Annotated in this window: 26 protein-coding genes and 2 other annotated features (1 of these 28 cut by a window edge); of the genes, 11 read left to right on the top strand and 15 right to left on the bottom strand. The window is 40.0% G+C overall.

Annotation, left to right across the window (positions count from 1 at the left end):
• Positions 1 to 48: 48 nt before the first annotated feature.
• Positions 49 to 870, bottom strand: coding sequence for a lipoate--protein ligase family protein (locus tag FHR85_RS07220; RefSeq protein ID WP_167262198.1), 822 nt, complete (start codon positions 868 to 870; stop codon positions 49 to 51).
• Between the two features lie 491 nt (positions 871 to 1,361).
• Between FHR85_RS07220 and pcp the strand changes: the two genes are divergently transcribed.
• From pcp to FHR85_RS07185, 7 genes are all read left to right on the top strand, one after another.
• Positions 1,362 to 1,976, top strand: a complete 615-nt coding sequence (gene pcp / locus FHR85_RS07215) for a pyroglutamyl-peptidase I (protein ID WP_167262197.1) — start codon at positions 1,362 to 1,364, stop codon at positions 1,974 to 1,976.
• A complete protein-coding gene (gene pxpB, locus FHR85_RS07210) occupies positions 1,976 to 2,692 on the top strand; it encodes a 5-oxoprolinase subunit PxpB (RefSeq protein WP_167262196.1) in 717 nt (238 codons plus the stop codon). The genes pcp and pxpB overlap by 1 nt, the downstream gene beginning before the upstream one ends.
• A 2-nt stretch (positions 2,693 to 2,694) precedes the next feature.
• Entirely contained in the window at positions 2,695 to 3,459 is a 765-nt protein-coding gene (locus FHR85_RS07205; protein WP_167262195.1) for a LamB/YcsF family protein, read from the top strand.
• Entirely contained in the window at positions 3,452 to 4,372 is a 921-nt protein-coding gene (locus FHR85_RS07200; RefSeq protein ID WP_167262194.1) for a 5-oxoprolinase subunit C family protein, read from the top strand. Before FHR85_RS07205 ends, FHR85_RS07200 begins: the two co-directional genes overlap by 8 nt.
• 148 nt (positions 4,373 to 4,520) lie before the next feature.
• Positions 4,521 to 5,819, top strand: coding sequence for an HD domain-containing protein (locus tag FHR85_RS07195; RefSeq protein WP_167262193.1), 1,299 nt, complete (start codon positions 4,521 to 4,523; stop codon positions 5,817 to 5,819).
• A 12-nt stretch (positions 5,820 to 5,831) separates the two neighbouring features.
• Positions 5,832 to 6,329 (top strand): YwgA family protein, encoded by a 498-nt coding sequence (locus tag FHR85_RS07190; RefSeq protein WP_167262192.1) that lies wholly within the window; start codon positions 5,832 to 5,834, stop codon positions 6,327 to 6,329.
• A gap of 95 nt (positions 6,330 to 6,424) precedes the next feature.
• A complete protein-coding gene (locus FHR85_RS07185) occupies positions 6,425 to 6,985 on the top strand; it encodes an NADPH-dependent FMN reductase (protein WP_167262191.1) in 561 nt (186 codons plus the stop codon).
• A gap of 37 nt (positions 6,986 to 7,022) precedes the next feature.
• Here the strand turns inward: FHR85_RS07185 and htpX are convergent, their stop codons facing one another.
• Positions 7,023 to 7,928, bottom strand: a complete 906-nt coding sequence (htpX, locus tag FHR85_RS07180; protein WP_167262190.1) for a protease HtpX — start codon at positions 7,926 to 7,928, stop codon at positions 7,023 to 7,025.
• Positions 7,929 to 8,100: 172 nt separating this feature from the next.
• Here htpX and FHR85_RS07175 point away from each other — a divergent pair, with 172 nt between their 5' ends.
• From FHR85_RS07175 to FHR85_RS07160, 4 genes are all read left to right on the top strand, one after another.
• A complete protein-coding gene (locus tag FHR85_RS07175; RefSeq protein WP_167262189.1) occupies positions 8,101 to 8,709 on the top strand; it encodes an RlpA-like double-psi beta-barrel domain-containing protein in 609 nt (202 codons plus the stop codon).
• Positions 8,710 to 9,126: 417 nt separating this feature from the next.
• Positions 9,127 to 9,618 carry a DUF456 domain-containing protein gene (locus FHR85_RS07170; RefSeq protein WP_167262188.1) on the top strand — a complete coding sequence of 164 codons (492 nt, stop codon included), beginning with the start codon at positions 9,127 to 9,129 and terminating at the stop codon, positions 9,616 to 9,618.
• Positions 9,619 to 9,645: 27 nt separating this feature from the next.
• Entirely contained in the window at positions 9,646 to 10,956 is a 1,311-nt protein-coding gene (locus FHR85_RS07165; RefSeq protein ID WP_167262187.1) for an alpha/beta hydrolase, read from the top strand.
• 159 nt (positions 10,957 to 11,115) lie between these two features.
• Entirely contained in the window at positions 11,116 to 11,349 is a 234-nt protein-coding gene (locus FHR85_RS07160) for a hypothetical protein (protein ID WP_167262186.1), read from the top strand.
• A gap of 84 nt (positions 11,350 to 11,433) precedes the next feature.
• Here the strand turns inward: FHR85_RS07160 and FHR85_RS07155 are convergent, their stop codons facing one another.
• The 13 genes from FHR85_RS07155 to trpE all read right to left on the bottom strand — a co-directional run bounded on the left by FHR85_RS07155 (position 11,434) and on the right by trpE (position 23,150).
• Positions 11,434 to 12,249 (bottom strand): MerR family transcriptional regulator, encoded by an 816-nt coding sequence (locus tag FHR85_RS07155; RefSeq protein ID WP_167262185.1) that lies wholly within the window; start codon positions 12,247 to 12,249, stop codon positions 11,434 to 11,436.
• A 17-nt stretch (positions 12,250 to 12,266) separates the two neighbouring features.
• Positions 12,267 to 13,199 (bottom strand): siderophore ABC transporter substrate-binding protein, encoded by a 933-nt coding sequence (locus tag FHR85_RS07150; RefSeq protein ID WP_167262184.1) that lies wholly within the window; start codon positions 13,197 to 13,199, stop codon positions 12,267 to 12,269.
• Positions 13,200 to 13,221: 22 nt separating this feature from the next.
• Positions 13,222 to 13,980 (bottom strand): iron ABC transporter ATP-binding protein, encoded by a 759-nt coding sequence (locus tag FHR85_RS07145; RefSeq protein WP_167262183.1) that lies wholly within the window; start codon positions 13,978 to 13,980, stop codon positions 13,222 to 13,224.
• Positions 13,977 to 14,921 (bottom strand): iron chelate uptake ABC transporter family permease subunit, encoded by a 945-nt coding sequence (locus FHR85_RS07140; RefSeq protein WP_167262182.1) that lies wholly within the window; start codon positions 14,919 to 14,921, stop codon positions 13,977 to 13,979. The genes FHR85_RS07145 and FHR85_RS07140 overlap by 4 nt, the downstream gene beginning before the upstream one ends.
• Positions 14,914 to 15,864 (bottom strand): ABC transporter permease, encoded by a 951-nt coding sequence (locus tag FHR85_RS07135; protein ID WP_167262181.1) that lies wholly within the window; start codon positions 15,862 to 15,864, stop codon positions 14,914 to 14,916. Before FHR85_RS07135 ends, FHR85_RS07140 begins: the two co-directional genes overlap by 8 nt.
• 146 nt (positions 15,865 to 16,010) lie before the next feature.
• Positions 16,011 to 16,754, bottom strand: coding sequence for a sulfite exporter TauE/SafE family protein (locus FHR85_RS07130; protein ID WP_167262180.1), 744 nt, complete (start codon positions 16,752 to 16,754; stop codon positions 16,011 to 16,013).
• Positions 16,755 to 16,770: 16 nt separating this feature from the next.
• Positions 16,771 to 17,565, bottom strand: coding sequence for a tryptophan synthase subunit alpha (gene trpA / locus FHR85_RS07125; protein WP_243864188.1), 795 nt, complete (start codon positions 17,563 to 17,565; stop codon positions 16,771 to 16,773).
• A 10-nt stretch (positions 17,566 to 17,575) separates the two neighbouring features.
• Positions 17,576 to 18,760 (bottom strand): tryptophan synthase subunit beta, encoded by a 1,185-nt coding sequence (gene trpB / locus FHR85_RS07120; protein ID WP_167262179.1) that lies wholly within the window; start codon positions 18,758 to 18,760, stop codon positions 17,576 to 17,578.
• 2 nt (positions 18,761 to 18,762) lie between these two features.
• A complete protein-coding gene (locus tag FHR85_RS07115) occupies positions 18,763 to 19,374 on the bottom strand; it encodes a phosphoribosylanthranilate isomerase (RefSeq protein WP_167262178.1) in 612 nt (203 codons plus the stop codon).
• Entirely contained in the window at positions 19,371 to 20,168 is a 798-nt protein-coding gene (gene trpC / locus FHR85_RS07110; protein ID WP_167262177.1) for an indole-3-glycerol phosphate synthase TrpC, read from the bottom strand. The genes FHR85_RS07115 and trpC overlap by 4 nt, the downstream gene beginning before the upstream one ends.
• The gene (gene trpD, locus FHR85_RS07105) at positions 20,168 to 21,193 is read right to left on the bottom strand and encodes an anthranilate phosphoribosyltransferase (protein WP_167262176.1); all 1,026 of its coding nucleotides are present in this window, start codon (positions 21,191 to 21,193) and stop codon (positions 20,168 to 20,170) included. Before trpD ends, trpC begins: the two co-directional genes overlap by 1 nt.
• Entirely contained in the window at positions 21,168 to 21,776 is a 609-nt protein-coding gene (locus FHR85_RS07100; RefSeq protein WP_167262175.1) for an anthranilate synthase component II, read from the bottom strand. The genes trpD and FHR85_RS07100 overlap by 26 nt, the downstream gene beginning before the upstream one ends.
• Positions 21,777 to 23,150, bottom strand: a complete 1,374-nt coding sequence (gene trpE, locus FHR85_RS07095; protein WP_167262174.1) for an anthranilate synthase component I — start codon at positions 23,148 to 23,150, stop codon at positions 21,777 to 21,779.
• 57 nt (positions 23,151 to 23,207) lie between these two features.
• Positions 23,208 to 23,488: a binding site (T-box leader), on the bottom strand.
• Between the two features lie 44 nt (positions 23,489 to 23,532).
• Positions 23,533 to 23,754 (bottom strand) — a binding site (T-box leader) (it continues 31 nt past the right edge of the window).

Raw genomic sequence — 23,754 nt, 5'->3', positions numbered from 1 at the left:
TAACACAAGGCATGTCTAGGGTTAAAAGAAATACATATGAACGTTTTGTTAACTCGAAATGGTTCGATTACGTTTGTACATAAGGTTCAACCTATTATCAAACCATTGCTGTTCTGTTTCAGTAAATGCTTGATTAAAGACTTCGATATTTCGCTGTTCTAACTTTGTCATGAGCTGATCTTTTACTTCTTTCGTTGATAAAGATTTGCCCAGTAACTGTTCTAAAGAAGCCATCACTTCTGGTCGGATCGAAGGATAGGTGAATTTCGTTTCTTCGCCTTGAACAGACTTATCATAAAATTGCTTGATGACGTCTGCTCGTTGTTGTCCATTACCTTCAATGCATAAGTAAATTTGCACAGCTGTTCCTTGTTTGACGCGTCGTTGTGAAATACCAGCGAACTTTTGGCCATTAATACTTAAATCGTAAGTGCCAGGACAGTACGATTCGGAGATTTCATAAGCATCGATTGTATATGGCTCGTCTTCGAATAACCAACGAATAAACTCGACCATGGCTTGATAACTGTCATGGATATCGAATTGTTTTTCTTCAGGGAAAATAAGCGAAAGATTAAGTACCCCTTCATCTAACAAAACAGCTAGTCCCCCAGAGTTTCGAATGATCACTTGGTATCCTGTTTCGTTTAAAAACTGAATGCCATCATTTATGTAGGGTGTTCGACTGTCAGGAATTCCTAATACCACAGTAGGGCGGTGAACCCATAAATGGATCGCGGGTTGTTTGGTTTCAGTTGCGGTTAAGCACAGCGTGTCATCAATCGCAAATGACGTCATGATATCGGATTGGTTAATATCACTATCATCAACGAGACGCAACTGGTTAAATTGTAATAACGCATGATTCATCTTCATCGATCCTTTTTGTTTGAACTTCCTTCATTATAGCAAACTTGAACAATTAAAAGAAAAGTTTTGTAAAGCCCGTTGTTGATATTGTGATCCGCTTTCGGCGGACGCTTTCCGCGGGCACGGCTCGAGCCAGGCAACTACATCGAATAAGCTTCTTTGCTACTTGCACCGAGGAAGCTACTTCGAAGCGTTACGAGAAGACGCAGGTGCATCCCTCGGCCTAAAGGCATGGCCTGCGGGGTCTCGAGACACGTGCTGTTCCCGTGACGGCCCGGACGGCCTAATGTCAACGTTGGTCACAGGACGTGACCGAACTTAGTTGACCAGGAGTCGCCACCTTCGCTTCTCACAATTCAACAACTCAGTGCTAAACTATTTAAATATTAACTCAACAAATTAATACTAAAACAAAAACTAATAGTGCTTAATGGAAGGGGCGAAAAATGTTAAAATAGTGATAATTTTAAAATAGTTAAGGTGGACCAATCATGAAACGATTACTATTAACAGGTTTCGAACCATTTTTAAATTTCCCAATTAATCCAACGAAAACAATTGCCGAAGCTTTAGATGGGCAACAAATAGGTGAATATGAAATTATTAGCCGTATATTACCCGTTGATTTTGCGACAAGTGGCGAAGCAATAACTCAAGCTATTAGTGACTTAGAACCTGATGCGATTGTGGCATTAGGTTTAGCGGGAGGTCGGCATAAGGTTACACCTGAAAGAATTGCGATTAATTGCAATGGAGGCGTTGAAGCGGATAATCAGGGCTATATTCCTGATGGAGAACCAATTGTAGAAGATGGTCCAGATGGGATCTTCTCAACATTACCGATTCAAAAAATGGTCGATCAAATGAAAGAAGCAGGTTATCCAGCTGAGATATCTAATTCAGCTGGGACTTATCTGTGTAATCATGTGATGTATCGAGCGCTTTATACAATTAAATCGCAAGCTGAACAGATATCGTGTGGTTTCATTCATATGCCGGCTTCTCATGAACTGGCGATTCAGCATGGAAAACTACCCAGTTGGTCGCAGTCAGATTTACAACGAGCTGTAGAAATATGTCTGAATACCATTGGAGCCGATTCATAATGCGATTTTCCATGTATCCATTGGGCAATGAAGCTGTCGTTGTAGTCCTAGGTGAAACGATATCGCCAGCGATTCATGATGATGTGGTGCATCATTATCAAATGATTCAACAGGCAGATTTGCATTATGTCACAGATATCGTTCCCACTTATCGATCCATTGCTGTGTATTATAATTGGCGCCAAACAGATTATGATGAGATGACAGATTTGATTCAAGACATATTGAATCAAGATGACTCATCTAACAGCTCGCCACAACGGCGGACGATTCATTTGCCTGTTTGTTATGATGAAGCGCTTTATGCTCCTGATTTAGCTCAACTTGCACAAGCTCATCAGTTAACGGAGAAAGAAGTCATCGAACGCCACACGGCACCCTATTATCGTGTCTATATGATCGGGTTTCTACCTGGATTTCCGTATATGGGTGGTTTAGATTCAACATTAGAAACTCCAAGGTTAACGACACCGAGAGCTCATGTGCCAGCTGGGAGTGTTGGGATTGCAGGTGCACAGACGGGTGTTTATCCAGTAGATTCCCCTGGGGGGTGGCAAATCATCGGACATACCCCTATTCAACTGTATAATCCAGAATCTGAGGATCCGACATTGATTAAAATGGGTGATTGGTTAACGTTCCAGTCGGTCACTAAAGAAACATACGAAGCAATTAAACAAGATGGTCGAATAGAAGACTTTATTGAGGAGGGGTGAGAATGGAAGTTGATTTAAATGCTGATATTGGTGAAAGTTTTGGACCTTATAAGATAGGTGATGATCAACGTCTGATGGATGTTGTTTCGTCTGTCAATGTCGCCTGTGGTTTCCATGGTGGTGATTACCGTGTCATGCATCAGGTCGTTAAACAAGCTGTTGATAAGAATGTGAAAATTGGTGCGCATCCTGGTTATCCAGATTTAATCGGTTTTGGACGTCGCCATATCGAAATGACCTCAGAAGAAATCTATCAATTAATGGTGTATCAAATTGGAGCACTGCAAGCTGTTTGCCGCGCGCATCAGACATCGTTACATCATGTGAAACCCCATGGTGCTTTATATAACTTAGCTGCTAAAGACCGAGAAGTCGCTCGTGCTATTGCTCAAGCTGTTTTTGATGTCGATCATAATTTATTGTTATTTGGATTAGCTAATAGCGCTTTGCTTGAGGCAGGAGAGGCTATTGGTCTAGAGGTGGTTTCAGAAGTATTCGCTGACAGAACGTATACACAGGAAGGTTTGTTGACACCACGTGGTCAAAATCGAGCTGTATTGACTGAGGTGGATGATATAAAAGAACAGGTCCAGCAAATTGTTTTTTACCATGGTGTCAGAACCCCAGGTGGCGAGCGAATTCATTTAAAAGGCGAAACGATTTGTTTTCATGGTGACGGAGAAGATGCGTATCAACACGCACGATTTATTCGAGAGTATTTGCAAGATGAAGGAGTCGTGATTAAGGCATGTGATTCCCATGACTAATGAGACACGACCATTATTACGAGTCGAATCTGCCCAATTGCCTTTAACGGTACAAGACTTAGGTCGACCAGGTTATCAGCATTTAGGCATTCCTGTTTCTGGCGCAATGGACCGCTATGCGTTAATTACGGGGAATCAACTATTGAATAATGATCAAGGACATGCAGCATTAGAAATCACACTAGGTGGCGTAACACTTACTTTTATAGAGGAAGCCGTCATTTGTGTAACAGGTGCAGACTTATATGCAACATTAGATGGAGAAATTATTCCTTTATGGCAAACGTTCAAAGTTGAATCTGGACAGACACTTTCTTTCGAGCGTCCGGTGAAAGGGGCGCGTGCTTACCTTTGTGTCACAGGAGGTATTGATTCTCAAACTTGGTTAGGTAGTCAATCGGTGTTCGAGAAAGGTCAGTTAGGCCGGAAATTAACAACAGGTGATCAGGTGTATGCTACCGACAAAGTCACGGAAGCAGTAGTCGAACAACAATTATCACCCGAATTAATTCCTGAATATACGAAACACATGACATTACGAGTTATCTTAAGTCCCTACGCTGAACGTTTATCGAACGAGTCTTTGGAGCACTTCTTTCAGGTGACTTATACGTTTCAAAAAGGCGACCGTATGGGGTGCCAACTACATCATGATCAACCTTTAATTCATCAAACGAATGACAATATGGTTTCTGATGTCGTGAGTTTTGGGACAATTCAAGTGCCTGCAAGTGGGCAGCCAATGATGCTATTGGCAGACCGGCAAACAACAGGTGGTTACACAACGGTTGGCACGGTCATTACGGCTGATCACTGGAAATGTGCTCAGTTAAGACCAGGCTCAACGATTCGATTTCAAAGCGTATCGATCCATGATGTTGATCAATTACTACAACCCTGGAAAGAAAAATAATAAATTTTTAAGCAGTTGGCATGCCTAGTAAGTAAGCGGTTTGATGAAGGATGTTAGGTAGGAGGTTGGGTTTTAATGGATGTCGAAACAAGCTATAATATGACTAGAGAAAACGAAATAAGAGTTGTGAAAAGAAAGGTCGGGGAAAATGGCATATCGTGATGAAAAATTAGACGAAGAAAAAGTATTTAAAGATCCTGTCCATCGTTATATTCATGTCCGTGATCGCGTCATTTGGGATCTTATTGGCGCACGTGAATTTCAACGACTCAGACGTATTAAACAACTCGGAACGACTTATTTGACCTTTCATGGCGCTGAACATAGTCGCTTTAATCATTCATTAGGAGTTTATGAGATTGTGAGACGGATTATAGAGAACTTCCGTGAAGAACCATTTTGGAACGATGATGAGCGGTTGTTATGTTTGTGTGCGGCGCTTTTACATGACTTAGGCCATGGCCCTTTTTCCCATTCATTTGAGAAAGTTTTCGATTTAGATCATGAAGATTTCACGCGGAAAATTATCTTAGGTGATACGCAAATTAATGCTATTTTAAAACGTGTTGACCCGCAATTTCCGCAAGATGTCGCTGATGTTATACATAAGACGTATTCTAATAAGTTGGTTGTGAGTTTGATTTCGAGCCAAATTGATGCGGACCGAATGGACTATCTTCAGCGTGATGCGTATTTCACTGGCGTTAGTTATGGACATTTTGATATGGAAAGAATTCTTCGTGTCATGCGACCGAAGGAAGATCAAATGGTAATTAAAGAAAGTGGAATGCATGCCGTAGAAGACTATATTATGAGTCGTTATCAAATGTACTGGCAAGTGTATTTCCATCCTGTGACTCGAAGTGCAGAAGTGATCTTATCGAAAATCTTACATCGTGCTAAAGAATTGTATTTTGCTGATGATTTTCAGTTTAAATTAAAACCTCGCCATTTTGAAAGTTTCTTCGAGCAAGAAGTGACCTTAGATGATTATTTGAAACTGGATGAAAATGTGGTGTTTTATTACTTTCATATTTGGCAGGAGGAAGATGACGAGATTTTAGCGGATTTATGTCGCCGATTTGTTGATCGTGACTTATTTAAATATATAGAATTTGATCCAGCTGATCAGTATCAACAATTAATCGAGCTAAAAGAAAGTTTCATTCAAGCAGGTGTTGATCCAACTTATTATTTAGAGGTTGATTCCTCTTCTGATTTACCATATGACTTTTATCGCCCTGGTGAAGAGGAAGAGCGCTTGCCGATTCATTTACAGTTACCTTCAGGTGAATTGAAGGAACTCTCTAGGCAATCTGAAATTGTTGAATCCATTTCCGGTAAAAAACGAACCGACCATAAGTTGTATTTTGCGAAGGATTTAATTGATCAATTGCCAGATGACGATGTTAGTAAACAGCGGATATATGACATTTTAAAAGGGTAAGGAGTTGTGCTCATGTTAGAGGATCATGCAAAGTTGATGGCGTTTTTTGAACAGGCAGATGAAATTGTCGGACGTAAACGACTGCAAAAGATGGTTTATATTCTGAAGAAAAGTGGCTTTGATTTTTCAGAACGTTATACTTTTCATTTTTATGGTCCATATTCTGAAGAGTTATCGACACGAATAGAAGAGTTATGCAATTTAGGATTCATCGAAGAAGAACGCGAAAAAGAAAAAGGCTATTATCAATATCGTTATCAACTAACGGACCGAGGCGTTCACTTTTTAGAGCAATCAGATTTAAGACCAGAGAATATGACAACTCTAATTGAAGAAATGGATGAACATAGTTCGAAATTTCTTGAATTAGTCTCGACCATGCTTTACTTTGAGGATTTCTCAAAGGATGAAATCGAAGAAAAAGTGCAAACCGTTAAGAGTCAACAAAACTACACAGCTGACGATTTTGAAGCGGCTTGGCAGTTTATTGACCAATTAAATGCACACTAAGAAGGGGGAGTGACCCCTTCTTTTAATTTGAGAATATTCTTGTGAATCGTTATGATGGATGTGGTGAATTAAATAGCTTAGGAGTGACTCAAATTATGGAACGCAACTTAAAAGTCGTAGGTATATGTGGTAGTCTGCGCGAAGACTCTTCAAATAAAAGGTTACTAGATTTAGCTAAAACAATGTTTCCGGATTATGTGGAGTATGAATCTTTAGAATATGAAGATGTGCCAGTGTTCAGCCAGGATATTGAAAAACCTGTCCCTGAACCCGTTCAACGAATGAAGGATCAGGTTGAACGCGCCGATATATTGCTTATTGCGACGCCTCAATACAATGGTTCATTTCCAGGGAACCTAAAGAATGCGATTGATTGGATGACACGCCCAGGAGGCGACAATTCAATCTATGGAAAAGTGGCTGGCATTGTCGGTTGCACACCTGGTCAAAGTGGTACGATGCAAGCGCAATTACATCTTAGAGAAGTATTGAGCCATTTAGGGATTCAAGTTCCAGCTCAGCCTCGTGTGATGATCAGTGGTGTACTTGATTTGATCGATGAAGATGGTAACTTACAAGTACCAGAGGTAGAGGTTAATAATTATCAAAAAATGCTAAATGAATTATTTAAGCTGGCTCAAATTAAATCACTATAAATAAAACAGGTTAGCCTCGCTATGAGACTAACCTGTTTTATTTTTGTTCTAAACGGCGGATACGTTCATCCATATCAGGGTGAGATGAAAGTAATTTCATGAATCCGCCTTTATTATTAATTTTCATTGTTTGGATCGCATCATCATTCGTGTTGTCTTTTGCATTGTTCACTGTGTTTTTCAGTGATTGCAGTGCGTGTTGCATCTTATCTTTACCGGCTAAGTCGGCACCGCCGCGGTCAGCGTGGAATTCGCGGTGACGTGAGTACGCCATGACGACCATACTGCCTAAAATCGAGAATAAGATTTGGAAAACGATAATCGAACCAATGTGCACGATGAAACGCATTTCTTCGCTTACGAAGTTCGATACAATCGATGCAGCAATACGTGATAAGAAGACGACAAAGGTGTTAATGACACCTTGTAATAATGTCATCGTGACCATGTCACCATTCGAAACGTGTGCCACTTCGTGTGCTAACACACCTTCAACGGCGTCGTCATCCATTGAATTGAGTAGTCCAGATGAAACAGCAACAAGTGATTTTTTCTTCGATGGCCCTGTTGCAAATGCGTTCACTTCTTGTGAACGATAAATACCCACTTCTGGCATATGCATTAAACCAGCAGAACGAGAGAGACGATGAACGCGTTCAACGAGCTGACGTTCAGCTGTCGATAAATTATCATTTGGATCAAGGACTTGTACCTTCATCATCTTCTTAGCCATCCAACGGGACATTGCTAAGGAGATAAATGCACCGGCGAAACCGATTAGGATACTGAATACACCTAGTGAAACGTAACCGATGCCTAAGCCACCACTGTTATTATACATTGGACCAATGTCTGTAAATGATCTGATGACTGACCAAACAATGACGATCGTTGTTAATACGAGAATGTTTGTTAATAAGAAAAATAAGATTCTTTTACCCACTATACTTCCCTTCCTTTCTTAATCGTCCATTTGTATTATACCACGAAAACAAGACAGCGAAAATGTAAAAGCTTCCTTAAGTATGACAATTTAACGAAATAGTAAAACGATTCAGACGTCTAGAACATATGATGAATAATGTATGGTTTAAGATCACGAAGGAGGAATGGTTATGTATTATAATGATGAAGAATATCTTGTCCCACCCACTTATCTATATGCACCGATGAGACAGAATTATGAAGGCGAAAGTATAAGTGGTGACGCAACATGGACTGAAGGTGGTCCTGTTACGAAATGTAATTTAGCTTGGTCGGATATGAATCATATGACAACGGCTGTTAGTACTGACAGTCCATATACTTGTGGTCAATTATTAAATGTGAGATTCGAAGACACAGGTAAAGAAGTGACGGTGAAAGTGGTGGATACGGTAGCAGGTTATCCACAGAATCGCTTGAATTTACATCGACAAGTGTTTGAAGCCTTAGGGGCTAATTTAGATTGGGGAATTATACCAATTCGAATTGCGGTCGTTCCAACAGACGGAAACGGTCAATTACGTGATGTTTTATGGAATGTACTCGGGCAAACTTATCCAGGAGCCACAATAAAAAATAGTCAGTGGCAAGAAGAAGAGAATGTATCAGGGGGTTACCTGAAAGAGTCGTATTTGTTCACATTAGGTACATCAGAAGGTGATATGACTGTCAGAGGAGATGTGGTCTTTCATCCGAATACGAAGCGAATCCGATCGATTAATTTAACTGAAACGTCATGATGAAATAAGGATGGGACAAAAGGATAGTCAATTGTGCAAAAGACGAATGTTTGAAAATCATACCAGTTATTCACTTATGAAGCGGAGTCAAAATACGTAGACGCCTGCGGGAACAGCACGCGTCTCGAGACCCCGCAAGCCCCGTTTTTGGGCTGAGGAGACTCGAGCCGTGCCCGCGGCAAGCGAAGTGTTTTGATGGAGCGTGATTCAAGCAGAAAACCCGAACAATTAATCGTTCGGGTTTAGCTTTGTATTATTAACTTTTGTCTCAATCACAATATTAATTAGTCTCTGGTACAAGCTAATTAGAGCAGGATGTTCAGTATTATTTACCAAATCCTATCACTATTATTGTAATTCATGAAACTTTGGATTACGATTTAACTAAGGAATTATTGATGAAAGAGCGAGGTATATATGGAAATACTTGATATTATTTGGTGGATTGCCATCATTGCTTTATTTGCACTAAGTTACGCAGGAGTTATTTTCCCCGTCATTCCAGCACCAATTGTGTTGTGGGCTGGCTTTTTCGTTTATCAATTTGGGGTAAATTCAGACGAGCTTACATGGGTTTTCTGGTTATCTATGGCGATACTGACGATTGTCTTAATTGTAGCCGACATTATTGCGAATAGTTATTTTGTGAAGCGATATGGCGGTTCTAAACTTGGTGAATGGACAGCTGCGGCTGGTGTGATTGTAGGTTCATTCGTTATTCCTCCATTTGGAATTCTGATCGTACCAGCAGTCGCCGTTTTCGTTGTTGAACTCATGCAAAACCGACAAGTGATGGAAGCATTACGTGCTGTGTTTGGCTCATTAATCGGCTTTCTAAGTGGAGCATTAGCTAAATTTGTTGTCGTGACTATTATGGTCGTCTGGTTTTTCATTGTGATTATTTTTTAATTAAATTAAGAAATGAGGGGAGCACCCATGCGAAAGTGGATATGGCTAGCTTTAATCATCGTATTAATTGGGTGTACAAGTGAGGAAGAGCAAGAAACTGAAGAGCAGACGTTTGATGAATTGTTGGGGAAATGGCATGGAGCAATTGAAGTGCCGAATATGCCATTGGAAATACAGCTAACATTTGAAGAGGATGACGAGAGCGAAGAAATTGTTGGTTTTATTGATATTCCTGCGCAAGGGATTAATCAATACCCATTATCTGAGCTAGAGCTTGAAGAGGAACAGGTTCGTTTTAAAATGGATATCCCTGGCCAATTTGTGGAATTTGTGAGTGATTTACCTCATGATCATACGTTAACAGGTGAATTTAGTCAGCAGGGGCATACATTTGATTTCGAGTTAGAGCGCGGCGAACTTGAGACTGAACCTGAACAAGCGAGTGATGATATTAATTGGTTAACGATTTCATCAGAAATTGGTGACTTAAAAGGTGAGTTACTACAACCTAATAATGAACAAACAAACCGAGTGGCTTTAATTATACCTGGTTCAGGACCAGTTAATCGCGATGGAAATAGTGCTGGAACAGAATCGGATACATTAAAATTATTGGCTGAATCTTTAGCTGAACAAGGCACAGCTAGTCTACGTTATAGTAAGCGAGGCGTGGGTGAGAACCAAGAAGCGACCATACCAGAAGAAGAAATGACGATTGAACGTATGTCTGAAGATGCAGTGGCATGGGTGGAACGTTTAAAGGATGACTATGAGCAAGTCATTATAATAGGTCATAGCCAAGGAGCGCTTGTTGGTCAATTAGCAGCACTGCAAACGAGAGTTGATGGTTTTGTTTCCTTAGCGGGAGCAGGTCGTACGATTGATGATGTCTTAAACGATCAATTATCAAATCAGTTACCTCAAGATCTAGAAGAAGAGGCTCAAAGTATCTTAGACCAACTAAGAGAAGGTGAATTAGTAGAGGAAGAAGAGATCAGTAGTGAGCTATACAGTATCTTTCGACCAACGATTCAACCGTTTCTTATGTCATGGATGTCATATGATCCAGCTGAATTGATGACTCAAATGAGTATTCCATCATTAGTTATTCAAGGTACTCATGATCGCCAAGTTTTTGAGGAAGATGCTGAGCAATTAGCAGCAGCAAATAATCAGGCTAAATTGGTCATGGTAGAAGGAATGGATCACGTGCTTAAGCAAGCTAATAGCGTAGAAGATACCTCAAATTATCAAGAACCAGAACAACCGCTAGCTGATCCATTACTTAAGGCCATTGAGAAGTATATACAAAACTTATCTCAAAATGATAACTCATAACCCGTTAATCTTATTCAAAAAGAATTTGTTTTAAAAAATTTAAAACGAATTGATCATATTTTCTGTTCATATCTTTATTTTATGCTACAATGATTTAGAAGTCTGATAATTTAGAGAATACGTTTTTGAGATAAACAATCCATTGATGGGGGAATCGTGTTGAAAGGTTTTGCGAAAGTCATAATGGTTGTTGGCATCCTTTCGGTTGTAATGGGATTATTGTTTGTTGTGGTTGAATCGATCACAGATGATTGGTCATCACTCATGAATTATGTTACATATATTTTATTGGAGGACTCCGAACGAGCTTTATGGCAAGTAGGTGTGTTGATGGCCTTACTTGGTTATTGGTTATTATCAAGACAAAGACGAAGACAAAGAATATTTTATTAACTATTATTTTAATATAAAACGCGAACGATTTATCTAAGTAAATCGTTCGCGTTTTTTGGTGATGAATATCATTTTTATTGATTATTAAAGTATAGGTATTTGAATTTCAGATAAATATTCTTCTGGATTATTTGTCATAAACTGATCAATAATTGTCCGTTCAATGGCATCGCCAGTAATCGTTAATTGATGTTTTTTAATATATTCGAACAAACATTCATAATATGACGGCGAATGAATACGTGCATCCTGACAGTATAGACAAACATATTTACCAGCTGGCAATGTCGATTTAAGTTCACTCGTTATATGTTCATCATCTATAGCAATAAAAACTGAGTTATAGGCGTTGTATTTCATCTGATTTATTCGTTCAATTGGCAGAGTGACACCAACTGATCCAATAAAAATGGATGAAGTTAAATGAGATGTGTTTTCAATCTTCCGTAATGATAGCTCTAAATCTGACTGGGATTGAATATCATGATTTAATTGTAATATATGTCGATCATTATAGTATCTAATAAATGGTTGATGAATATTGTTGGACTGCTTTGCTAGATCTATCTCATTAATCCGGTTATCGACACGTTGATGAATTTGCTGTAATTCTGAGATTTTTTGAGCTATCTCTACTTGGTGACGTTTTAATAGTTCGAGGAAATCGTCTAATTGACGTTCCTCGAATTGTTTTTTGATATCTTTTAAAGGTACACCTAAACTGCGTAAATAATTAATCGTGTTTAAATGTTCAAACTGCTCTGTTGAGTAGTATCGATAATTGTTATTCGGGTCAATTTCGGCTGGTTTGAATAAGCCGATTTGATCATAATAACGAAGTGTTTTAACTGATAAATTGTGTAGTTTAGCGATTTCGCCAATAGTAAAGCGATCTTTCATACTTGCCACCTCAATTGTTATTGCAATGCGTTATGGACTTCTTCGATCATGTTTTCCACTGCTTGTAAACCACCGTCAGCTAGATACCAATACTGTGGGTCGAGATAGTGAATTTGGTCTTCTTGATAAGCAGTTGTTCCTTTAATTAGGTCGTTTTCAATCGTTTCTTTGGCTGCAGCTTCTCCATTAACGACTTTATCACGGTCGATTACAAAGAGATGGTCAGGATCCTGTTCAACGATATATTCAAAAGAAATATTTTGTCCATGTGTCGATGTTTCGATTGAGTCATCAACAGGTTTAACACCCAATGCATCATGAATCATACCGAAGCGGGAACCTGAGCCATAAGCGCTGACTTTACCACCAGTTGCTAAGGTGATTAATCCAGTTTCTTCGCTATCTGATGCAAGATCATTTACTTCAGATACCTGATTTTCTATATCACTGATACGTTGATCGACTTGATCTTGAACGCCAAAGACGTCACCTATAATTTTAGCGTTATGAGCAATGGAATCAACATAGTTCTCTGAATCTGTTTCAACATAAACCGTTGGTGCAATCTCTGCAAAATCTTCATATAGATCTTGTTGACGACCGGAAATGATAATCATGTCAGGGTCCATTGCATTAACCGCTTCGAAATCAGGCTCTTTTAACCCGCCTGCATTCTCGTAATCTTCACTACCGTAATCAGATAGGTAGTCTGGTAAACTATCTTGCGGGACACCTTGAACAGGCAGGTCGAAAGCATCAAGCATATCAAGCATACCGAAATCAAAGACAACAACGTTTTCAGGGTTTTTATCTACTTCTGCTGTTCCTAATTCGTGTTCAATCGTTACGGTTTCACTACTATTATCTCCTTCCTCAGCATCAGCTGAACCACATGCTGTTAGAAATAAAGCGATAACGCCTAAAGTTAATAATAATACGAATCGTTTCATCATAATCACCTCATATAATTTTTTATCCAAAGTACACACATACCTTACAACGATCGAGTTGCTTGATTGGAATGTCCATATCGTATATTTCTTTAAGTGATGATTCTTCAATAATGTCATCGACTGGTCCTTGGTTAATAATTTCTCCTTCTTTTAAAGCGACGATATAGTCTGAATAAAACGAAGCGAAATTTATATCATGAATCACAATGACAACTGTTTTCCCAAGCTCATCAACAAGTCGGCGTAAAACTTTCATAATCTGAACGGCATGCTTCATATCTAAATTATTTAACGGTTCATCGAGCAAGATATAATCCGTATCTTGAGCAATAACCATGGCGATATGAGCCCGTTGCTTCTGTCCGCCACTTAACTCATCTAGATATTGGTTCTCTAGGTTTTCCAATTCCATAAAGGCGATGGCCTCGTTGATGTGGTCGATGTCCTCTGATGTTAAGTTGCCTTGTGAATAAGGGAAACGACCAAATGAGACAAGCTCGCGAACGGTTAGTCGAACGGTAATATTATTTGCCTGTTTTAAAATCGCCATCTTCTTAGATAATTCCCGGTTTTTCCACTGACTGATGGATTGGTGGTCGATATCAATATTGCCAATGTCATATTTAATCAGTCGGCTAACGGCTGATAATAAGGTGCTTTTGCCTGCACCGTTCGGGCCGATGAAAGACGTAATTTTCCCTTTTTGGATATTGACCGAGACATTGTTTACGACAGGTTTGTCACCATATGTTTTCGATAGCTCTTTTACTTCAATCATGCTCGACTCTCCCTTAATAAAAGATAAATAAAATACACACCGCCAGCGAAGTTGATAATGACTGAGATTGTTGTTGAAAATGTGAAGACACGTTCAACAATTAATTGCCCGCCGACTAAAGCGATGATACTAACCAAAATCGCCCCTAAAATCAGCACACGATGGCGATAGGTTTTTAAGAATTCGTAAGCGACATTAGCAACTAATAGACCTAAAAACGTAATCGGGCCAACAAGGACAGTGGCAATAGAAATTAAAATAGCTACAATGATAAAAATGTGTCTTACGATATGGTCATAATCAACACCTAGGTTGATCGCTTGATCCTTGCCAAGTGATAGGACATCTAAAAACTTAGCGAACTTCAAGAAGTATAGGGTTGTAACTGCCATACCGATTAATGAGATATAGAATAAGTCAGTATTTACATTGTTAAAGCTCGCAAACATTTGATCCTGAACGACTTGGAACTCATTTGGGTCGATTAATACTTGCATAAACTCTGATAAACTATTGAAAAACGTTCCGAAAATCAATCCTACTAATAAAAGGAAATAAATGTTTTCACCCTCACGCTTAAATAAAAAGTGATAGAGTAATAATGCAAAGACAATCATCAATCCAACTGAAATGAAAAAGTTAACGTATTGATTCATAAGTGAATGAGTTGAGCCAAACAGGAAGATGAGACCAGTTTGAATGAGTAAATAGAGTGAATCTAACCCAATAATACTTGGTGTTAAAATGCGATTATTCGTGACTGTTTGGAAAATGACTGTTGAAAATGCAATGGCGCTACCTGTTAAAACGATGGCGAAAATTTTCATTGCCCGTCTAGGTAGCACATAACCCCAATGCTCATCTAAGTTTGAGAAAAGGAATATCGCGATTAACCCGAGTGAGAGAATTCCGAGAATGACCAGTTTCGTTCGGTTATGCATATGCCTTTCTCCTTAACAATAAATAGATAAATGTACCGCTACCAATCACGCCAACAGTCAAGCCGATTGGAATTTCATAAGGGTAAATGATGACGCGACCGAGAATGTCACACGCTAGAACAAATAAGGCACCAAGTAGGGCGGTATGGGGCAAGTTTTTGCGTAAATGATCCCCATGATAAATCGATACGATATTTGGAATAATCAATCCTAAAAACGGGATAAGCCCGACTGTTAGAACGACAACAGATGTTGATATTGCCACAATAATCAGACCAACGTTCACGACTTGTTTGTGATTTAACCCTAAGTTCGTTGAGAAATCCTCACCCATTCCAGCAATCGTGAATTTATTCGCATAACCATAAGCCACTGCCAGAAGCGGGATGCTTATGTATAATAATTCATAACGTCCCGCTAGTATCATAGAAAAGTCGCCCTGTAACCATGATGACATGCTTTGAATTAGATCATGTTGATAGGCGAAAAACATCGTAATAGAACCGATGATATTACCAAACATAATCCCAACAAGCGGAATGAAAATAGCATCTTTGAATTTAATTTTATCGAGTATTTTCATGAACACCATGGTGCCCAGAACGGCGAATACCATGGCGGTAAGTGCTTGTTGCATAGGGCTGGCTGATGTGAATACTAAAAGTGAAACGAGAATACCAAGCCTTGCAGAATCCATCGTGCCTGCTGTAGTAGGGGAAACGAATTTGTTTCGGCTTAGTTGTTGCATAATTAGTCCACCTACAGCCATCGTAGCACCAGCAATAATAATACTGATCAACCGAGGAATCCGGCTTTGCCAAAGAATTTGCTGTTGTTGGTCTGTTAGGCTAGTGATATCACTAATGTTTAGATTTGTTACGCCGATAAAGACTGAAAGAACGGATAACAAAACTAGTACAATGAGTAAGTAGCGTTGTTTCATAGGACACAAACTTTCTAATGACATTCTCGTTTAATTGATAATGATTATCAATCTATATTGAATAATAAACTCTCCAGTGGGTGGAGAGTCAACAGAAATTGAGAATTATTTTCAATTATTTTTAGGAGATGGAAAGAAGAAGGGATTTAGGTTAACCAAACATTGTCGATTAAGACATAAACAATTAATATTGCTGTTACGATCCGTAAGAGTGGTTTAATGTGGTCAGGATTAAGTTTGCCAGCTAGGCGCACACCAATTTGGGCTCCAATTAATGAACCGCAGATTAAGGTGAAGGTGAGGGACCAAACCACATGACCTGAGGCAATATAACTGATCGCGGCACCAAAGCAACTGGCAAAAGTAGCAGCACGCATTAGGCCAACCGCTCGGTAGTAAGCTATGCGCAAGTATGAGAACACATATAACATTAGGGTACCTTGACCTGGACCGAACATGCCGTCATATATACCGATCCCATATAAGAGTGGTGTACCGCGTGTTTTAAAGCGAAATGTATTCGTGCCGTCAAATGATGTTTTACTAATAAATGAAAATAAAAACGCAAAGATTAATAGACCAATTGCAATCTTATACATTAGATCAGGTGGAATAATAGACGCTACATAGCCGCCTGTTATACCGCCTGCTAAACTAATGGGTACGATTTTTAAACCTTCATTAAGCGTTACGCCCCGATGACGTAATACCATGAAAAAGATGATGAATGAGCTGATTGAATTAGTTACTTTATTGGCTCCAATAGCTGAATGGACAGGGATTCCTAGTGCAAGCATTGCTGGTAAGCTGATTAATCCCCCTCCGCCGGCAAGTGTTCCTAAGATAGTTGCACTTATTCCGACGAAAAAGAGGATGATGATCTCTAACATGGGATGTCACATCTTTCTATTGATTGTCTTTTGCATTAATTAAAGCGTGGATATGATTAGTGTCATGGGCTTGTAAGCTTTGAATGATCTGACTTCCAACGACTACACCGTCAGCGACTTTTGTCATGGATTGAACATGGTCTGGTGTTGATATGCCGAAACCAGCCAATACAGGGACATCACTATATGTTTGGAGTAATTCGAAATGGGTTGCTAAATCTTCCGTGAATGTTTGACGCGCTCCCGTAATCCCATTAACCGTCACAGCATACAAAAATCCTTCTGACGCTTCAGCAATTTGTTTAATCCGTTCTTTGGAACTTGTTAATGAAACAAGTTGGATTAGGGCTAAGCCGTGCTGTTCTTTTGCCTCTCGAATAAAACTTTCGTGTTCGAGTGGTAAATCGGGAATAATCAGGCCATCAATTCCTGCTGATTGAGCAACTTCCATAAAGCGATCGACACCAAATTGAAATATAGGATTTAGATAGGTCATGACAATAATTGGCGCTTTAATTGAATGGCGTTCCTCTGCCAGTTTATCAAGGATCTGATGTAAAGTCACCCCTGTTTCACGGGCGCGTTTACCAGCTTCTTGAATGGTGGGGCCATCAGCTACTGGATCTGAAAAAGGAATACCAATTTCAATGGCAGTAGCGCCAGCTTGATCGAGCTGCTGTAATGTAGGCATAAGTGATTCAATCCCGCCATCACCAGCCATGATGTAGGGAACAAAGATTTTTTCATTTTGTTCAAGCGTTTGATTAAAAACAGCTTGCATATATTGTTTACCGTGCGTGATCGTTTCCATGATAGGCCTCCTAACCTTGTAAATGCTCTTGAACAGCTTCGACGTCTTTGTCGCCACGTCCAGATAAACAAATAACCAATGATTCATCTGGGCTCATTGTTTTGGCGATCTTAACCGCTTCAGCAACCGCATGCGAACTTTCTAATGCTGGAATAATCCCTTCTGTACGTGATAATAGCTGAAACGCTTCAAGGGCATCATCATCTGTAACTGCGAGATATTGGACACGATCTGTATCTTTTAAATAACTGTGTTCAGGTCCAACACCAGGATAATCAAGCCCTGCAGAAATAGAACTCGCTTCTTGAATTTGTCCTGCGTCGTCTTGTAATAAATACATCATCGCTCCATGCAAAATGCCTGGTGATCCTTTTGTTAAAGTGGCTGCATGGTGATCAGTTTCAACGCCTTCACCCGCAGCTTCAATTCCATATAAGGCGACGTGATCATCGATAAATGGATAGAACATCCCCATCGCATTACTCCCACCACCGACACAAGCGACGACGGCATCGGGTAATTGACCTTCCACGTCTAGGTGCTGTTGTTTTGTTTCACGCCCAATCACACTTTGAAAGTCACGAACCATCTTAGGAAAAGGATGAGGCCCTAGTACAGATCCCATAATGTAATGGGTATCGTCGACGTTGCTTACCCAATAACGGAGAGCTTCGTTCACGGCATCTTTAAGTGTTGCACTTCCTTGTTCGACTGCTTCGACCTTAGCGCCAAGTAATTCCATACGAAAGACGTTCAGTTTCTGACGCTTCATATCTTCGGCTCCCATGAAGATTACGCAGTCTAAGTTAAGCAAGGCACAGACTGTAGCTGTCGCAACCCCATGCTGACCAGCACCTGTTTCAGCTACGACTTTACGTTTACCCATTCGTTCAGTGAGTAATGCCTGCCCGATAGTGTTATTGATTTTATGAGCGCCTGTATGATTCAGGTCTTCGCGTTTTAAATAAATCTTTGCGCCACCGATTTCTTCGGTTAAGTTAGCTGCATAATAAAGGGGATTCTCGCGACCAACATATTGTTTGAGTAATTGTTGTAAACGCTCTTGAAAAGCTTCGTCTTGTATCGCTTCCTCGTATGATTCTTCTAATTCTTGTACAGCGCCCATTAATGTTTCAGGAATGAAGCGGCCACCATATGGACCGTACATACCGTTTGACCCTTGAGATTGTTCCATGGTTAGCTCTCCTTTACAAGTTTAATAAAATTCTTGATTAATTGATTACTTTTTTGTCCGTCTTGTTCAACACCACTTGAGACATCCACGATCGCTGGTGTTGTTTGTTCAATCGCTTGATTAATATTACGTGTGTTAAGGCCACCTGCGAGAATCAGTTGACTTCGGTCGAATGGTAGATGATCTAAAACACTCCAATCGAAAGTCGTGCCATTCCCGCCTTGATAAGGACCACTTGCGCTATCGAGTAATAAGTAACTCGCTTTCGTATATGGCTTGGTTTTCTCTAAATCTGCCACTGTATTAATCCGAAACGATTTAATATAGGGAACATTCAATTGCTCACAAAACTCAGGTGGTTCATCCCCGTGTAATTGCACATAATCTAAGCCAACTTCATAAGCTGTTTGTTCTAAAGTGTCTTTCGATGCATTAACAAAGACACCTACTTTTTGGATAGATGCTGGCAGTGTTGACGCGATATGCTTGGCTTGCTCAATTGACACTTTTCGTTTGCTCTCAGCAAAGACGAACCCAATCATATCAGCTCCCGATGTTTCTGCTGCTTCTGCATGACTTGTTTGACGAATGCCACAAATTTTTACCCCAGTCATGATTGAACCCTCCTTGTGGTTGAGACACGCATCTCACTAAGTGCTTCTGAGACGTTATCGCTTTTCATAAAGGATTCTCCGACTAATATGCCATCTGCCCCTATATCTGCGACTTGTTTGGCATCATCAGAAGTTTTAAAGCCGCTTTCGCTAATAACGACAATGTCTGGGTCGTCGATTTGGTTAATTAGTGTTTCAGTTGTGTCTAAATCAACTTGAAATGTCGTCAGATCGCGGTTGTTAATACCAATGATGGTAGCTCCTGTTGCTAAAGCTAGGTTTAATTCTGCTGAATTGTGTACTTCAAGCAGTACTTCTAATCCAAGGTTAATAGCTTCATCGTATAAATACTGTAATCGTTCAGGTGATAGGGCTGCGGCAATTAATAAGACAACGCTCGCTCCTGCTTGTTTGGCCCGTTTTAATTGAATGGGGTCGAGAATGAAATCCTTACATAAAACAGGTAAGTTCACCTTTGATTGAACATGATTTAAATCCTCGATTGACCCTTTAAAGTAAGGTTCATCTGTTAATACGGAAATCGCCGAAGCACCTGATTCTTCATATAATCGCGCCTGTTCAGGTGGCTCGATTCCTAAGTTGATATCGCCTTTCGAAGGTGAGGCACGTTTGATTTCTGCAATAATTGATAACTGATCGTCCTGTTTAAATGTTTCATATAATGACGGTTTAGTTGAGACTGGTAATGGTTGATTTATTAAAATGTCCTGGTCATAAAGTGCTTGAATCTCTTCGCTTTTCTTATCTAAGATCCGGTCGAGAAATGTATCCATTATGAAATCCCCTTTCGTTTACGCTCCTCACTGAAATGGGTGAGGTGATTAAGTTTAGCTAAGGCTTTGCCTGAGTCGATTGCTTCTCGTGCTAGATCGACTCCTTCGCGGATTGAGTTTGTTTTATTAGCGGCAAATAATCCGATTCCTGCATTGAATAAGGTGGTTTCGAAATAAGGACCACGCTCGCCATTTAACACGTCTAGCAATATACGAGCATTATCTTTCGAATCACCGCCGACAATGGCTTCGTTTGAATACGTGTTTAGACCAACATCTTCTGGACTTAAGGTGAATGAAATGAGTTCGCCTTCATCTAATAAGACAAAATGATTTTCGCCTGCAAGTGTTGCTTCATCAGTGTGACCAGCTCCATTAACGACAACGCTACGTTTTCTACCTAGACGTTGTAGGACAGCTGCCATTTGCATTAACATATCGCGACGGTAAACGCCTAGGAATTGCGTATCTAAGGCAACTGGATTTGTTAAAGGACCAATTAGATTAAAAATGGTTGGTACGTTTAATGCTTTTCGGACCTGCATAATACGTTTTAATTGATGATGCACATGAGGTGCGAAAAGAAAAGCGATTCCATTCGTCTCGATTAAATGCTCGACTTCATCACTTGTAAAATCGAGCGCAACCCCGAGTTCTTCTAAAACATCCGCGCTTCCAGTACGGCTTGAAACGCTACGGTTACCGTGTTTAGCAACTTTCGCCCCAGCGCCAGCTAATACGAAGGCTGACGTTGTGCTAATATTAAAGGTGTGTGCGCCATCACCACCTGTTCCGCAATTATCTGTGACATCTGCCAAATGTTTTTGAATCGGCATGGCTTTGTCACGTAGAACTTCAACAATGGCTGTGATTTCTTCGACTGATTCACCGCGTACTTTTAAGGCGGTTAGGACAGAGGCGATTTCACTTTCGGTGGTTTGTTCGTCGAATAGTTGATAAGCGACTGATGTCATTTCATTTTGAGTTAGTTTTTCACCATTAATTAATTTCTGAAGTTGTTCCATGAAGATTCTCCTTTCGCGTATGATTCAGAAAACGGTCTAAGACTTGTTTGCCTTCTGCTGTTCCAATCGATTCAGGATGGAACTGGATACCAAACAATGGGTAATTGTCATGTGTGATGGCCATTAATTCACCGTCATCCATCGATATAGCTTGCCGTTTGAAAAAGGGAGGGACGGTTTTTTCGTCAACAACGAGTGAATGGTAACGCATGACATGTAAGGGCTGACTTAGGTAACTGAAAAGACCGTGTCCTTTATGAAGAATTAACGATTTCTTTCCGTGCATAATAATATCGGCTTTCTTGACCTCAGCTCCGAATGTAGCGGCAATGATCTGATGACCTAGACAGACGCCTAAGATCGGCATCGACTGATAATATTCATTAACGATCTCGCCTGTGTTCGGGTAATCATCAGGTTTCCCTGGCCCAGGTGATAGGACGATTGCTGTTGGATTAAGTTCGTTGATTGTGGTGATATCAATGTTGTTGTGCCGTTTTACGATAACAGTTACGCCGAGTTCTTCTAGATATTGATATAAGTTATACGTAAATGAATCGTCATGATCGATGAGCAGGATCATTTATAACACCTCCATAAGCGCTTTGGCTTTGTTTAATGTTTCTTGATACTCGCTTTCGGGATCAGAGTCATGTACGACACCTGCGCCTGCTTGCACATGTGCTAGACCGTCTTTAATAATCATCGTTCGAATCGCTAAGGCAAAATCTAAGTTACCGTTAATGTTCAAATAACCTACAGCACCTGAGTAGGCACCGCGTTTAGTTGGCTCTAAGTCATTTAATAATTGCATAGCTCTAATCTTCGGTGCACCACTTACTGTTCCAGCAGGTAAAGTGGCCTTTAATGCTTCAAGAGATGATATGTCAGGATTCATTTGGCCACTGACTTCGGAAACAATATGCATAACAAATCGATAGCGTTCAATCACCATGTATTTGGTTAAAGTAATGGTGCCAGGTTTTGCGATTCTGCCAATATCGTGACGACCTAAATCGACTAACATTTGATGTTCAGCAATCTCCTTTTCGTCTGCGAGCAATTCGTCTGCAAGTGCCTGGTCTTCGTCAGGATTTTGACCTCTTTTCCTTGTACCAGCGATAGGATTGGTCGAAACGGTTCTGTCTTGTGCTTTGACGAGACTTTCAGGAGATGCGCCGATTATTTGATAATCTACAAAATCGATATAATACATATATGGCGATGGATTTTGTTTACGAAGTTGTCGATAGAATTGAAAGGCGTCACCTGAGCATGTTGCAGTCAATCTTTGCGATAACACTGTTTGAAAGACATCACCTGCTTTAATCCTCTCTTTAATTAGATCTACGTACTGTTTATATTTAGCTTGAGAAAAGTTGGACTGAAACTCACCTAATGTAAAGGCAGTTTCATCTTCTGGCTGTCCTGACTGAATATCATGCAATAGGCGGTTAGCTTCGGTCTCGAAATCAATTGATTCTCCAGTAATCCAACGATCAAAGATGAAACAATGAATATTTTGTAATAAATGATCATAAACCACGACTTTTTCATAAAACATAAGATGAACATCGGGCATGTTGGCATCATCGTGCTGATTAATTCCGATTGATTCGAATTGCTTCCCTAAGTCATAAGCCAGATAACCAACTCCCCCTGCGAAAAAAGGAATTTCGATATCTAATGTGACCTGTTCATCAATTAAGGCATTTAAAGCAATTAATGGATCTTGCCTTGTTGTTGTACTTTGTTCGTTGATTAAATCAGTTTCTGTAATTTGATTACCGTATGCGATAAATTCATAGAATGGATTCGCTCCAATAAATGAAAAACGGCCATTATCTTCATGTTTCAAAGAGCTTTCTAAAAGAAATTTTCGATTTCCTGTTAAGTTAGAGTATATTGAAATAGGTGTATTTTGGTCGCCTTCAATTACGTCGTGACGATATTTCATAGGTTATTGACCTCCTGATTATGGTATAAAAAAATCCCCTGCATACTTCAGCTGTATGCAGAGGACGATCGGCTCGCGGTGCCACCTCTATTGAACACGTGATTAACACTTGCTCCACTTCATTTCGGGTACGGGAAGGATTAATGGTTTTAAAAAGGGGAAAATAATAATCCTTCCGATACCCTATCCTGTTAACGGTGGAATGCCGGGCTCTCATACTCGAGTTCAGAGAACCTCTCGTAAGTCCATTCAACGAATCGTATCATGCTAGCATCTCACCATCGCTAGCTCTCTGTCATGAATCCGAATCGTCTACTCCTCTTACTCAACGATTTAGTCTATAGTGATTTTAATCATAAAAAAAGGGTATTCTATCCTTATAGAAAAGGACGGAATACCCGTGGTGCCACCTTGTTTGACTGCTACCGTTGCAGTCCACTTAGTCGTATCGAAGCGTGAAAGCTTTAATACGCGTCTCTTGTAACGATGAGACATTCGCCAACCTTAATAACTCCTATTAAGCGTTCGGTTGGAGGCTCAGAAGTCCATTCGTTCAGTCGTTCACGCTAGTTTACAGCAACCACTAGCTCTCTGAAGTGACAGG

Origin of the sequence: Alkalibacillus almallahensis (assembly GCF_011761495.1) — a bacterium.
Lineage (GTDB): Bacteria > Bacillota > Bacilli > Bacillales > Alkalibacillaceae > Alkalibacillus > Alkalibacillus almallahensis.
Note: the sequence above shows the minus strand (reverse complement) of the source record. Positions and strands in the feature narration are given on the sequence as shown.

Bases quoted from the DNA above. Each gene is read 5' to 3' on its own strand.
- FHR85_RS07190 (WP_167262192.1), top strand. From the start codon at position 5,832: ATGTTAGAGGATCATGCAAAGTTGATGGCGTTTTTTGAACAGGCAGAT.
- trpA (WP_243864188.1), bottom strand. From the start codon at position 17,565: ATGGAAACGATCACGCACGGTAAACAATATATGCAAGCTGTTTTTAAT.
- FHR85_RS07185 (WP_167262191.1), top strand. From the start codon at position 6,425: ATGGAACGCAACTTAAAAGTCGTAGGTATATGTGGTAGTCTGCGCGAA.
- FHR85_RS07200 (WP_167262194.1), top strand. From the start codon at position 3,452: ATGACTAATGAGACACGACCATTATTACGAGTCGAATCTGCCCAATTG.
- FHR85_RS07155 (WP_167262185.1), bottom strand. From the start codon at position 12,249: ATGAAAGATCGCTTTACTATTGGCGAAATCGCTAAACTACACAATTTA.
- trpE (WP_167262174.1), bottom strand. From the start codon at position 23,150: ATGAAATATCGTCACGACGTAATTGAAGGCGACCAAAATACACCTATT.
- FHR85_RS07205 (WP_167262195.1), top strand. From the start codon at position 2,695: ATGGAAGTTGATTTAAATGCTGATATTGGTGAAAGTTTTGGACCTTAT.
- FHR85_RS07100 (WP_167262175.1), bottom strand. From the start codon at position 21,776: ATGATCCTGCTCATCGATCATGACGATTCATTTACGTATAACTTATAT.
- pxpB (WP_167262196.1), top strand. From the start codon at position 1,976: ATGCGATTTTCCATGTATCCATTGGGCAATGAAGCTGTCGTTGTAGTC.
- FHR85_RS07115 (WP_167262178.1), bottom strand. From the start codon at position 19,374: ATGACTGGGGTAAAAATTTGTGGCATTCGTCAAACAAGTCATGCAGAA.
- FHR85_RS07135 (WP_167262181.1), bottom strand. From the start codon at position 15,864: ATGAAACAACGCTACTTACTCATTGTACTAGTTTTGTTATCCGTTCTT.
- FHR85_RS07170 (WP_167262188.1), top strand. From the start codon at position 9,127: ATGGAAATACTTGATATTATTTGGTGGATTGCCATCATTGCTTTATTT.
- FHR85_RS07145 (WP_167262183.1), bottom strand. From the start codon at position 13,980: ATGATTGAAGTAAAAGAGCTATCGAAAACATATGGTGACAAACCTGTC.
- FHR85_RS07165 (WP_167262187.1), top strand. From the start codon at position 9,646: ATGCGAAAGTGGATATGGCTAGCTTTAATCATCGTATTAATTGGGTGT.
- FHR85_RS07140 (WP_167262182.1), bottom strand. From the start codon at position 14,921: ATGCATAACCGAACGAAACTGGTCATTCTCGGAATTCTCTCACTCGGG.
- pcp (WP_167262197.1), top strand. From the start codon at position 1,362: ATGAAACGATTACTATTAACAGGTTTCGAACCATTTTTAAATTTCCCA.
- FHR85_RS07150 (WP_167262184.1), bottom strand. From the start codon at position 13,199: ATGAAACGATTCGTATTATTATTAACTTTAGGCGTTATCGCTTTATTT.
- FHR85_RS07220 (WP_167262198.1), bottom strand. From the start codon at position 870: ATGAATCATGCGTTATTACAATTTAACCAGTTGCGTCTCGTTGATGAT.
- trpD (WP_167262176.1), bottom strand. From the start codon at position 21,193: ATGGAACAACTTCAGAAATTAATTAATGGTGAAAAACTAACTCAAAAT.
- FHR85_RS07175 (WP_167262189.1), top strand. From the start codon at position 8,101: ATGTATTATAATGATGAAGAATATCTTGTCCCACCCACTTATCTATAT.
- trpB (WP_167262179.1), bottom strand. From the start codon at position 18,760: ATGGAACAATCTCAAGGGTCAAACGGTATGTACGGTCCATATGGTGGC.
- trpC (WP_167262177.1), bottom strand. From the start codon at position 20,168: ATGGATACATTTCTCGACCGGATCTTAGATAAGAAAAGCGAAGAGATT.
- FHR85_RS07130 (WP_167262180.1), bottom strand. From the start codon at position 16,754: ATGTTAGAGATCATCATCCTCTTTTTCGTCGGAATAAGTGCAACTATC.
- FHR85_RS07195 (WP_167262193.1), top strand. From the start codon at position 4,521: ATGGCATATCGTGATGAAAAATTAGACGAAGAAAAAGTATTTAAAGAT.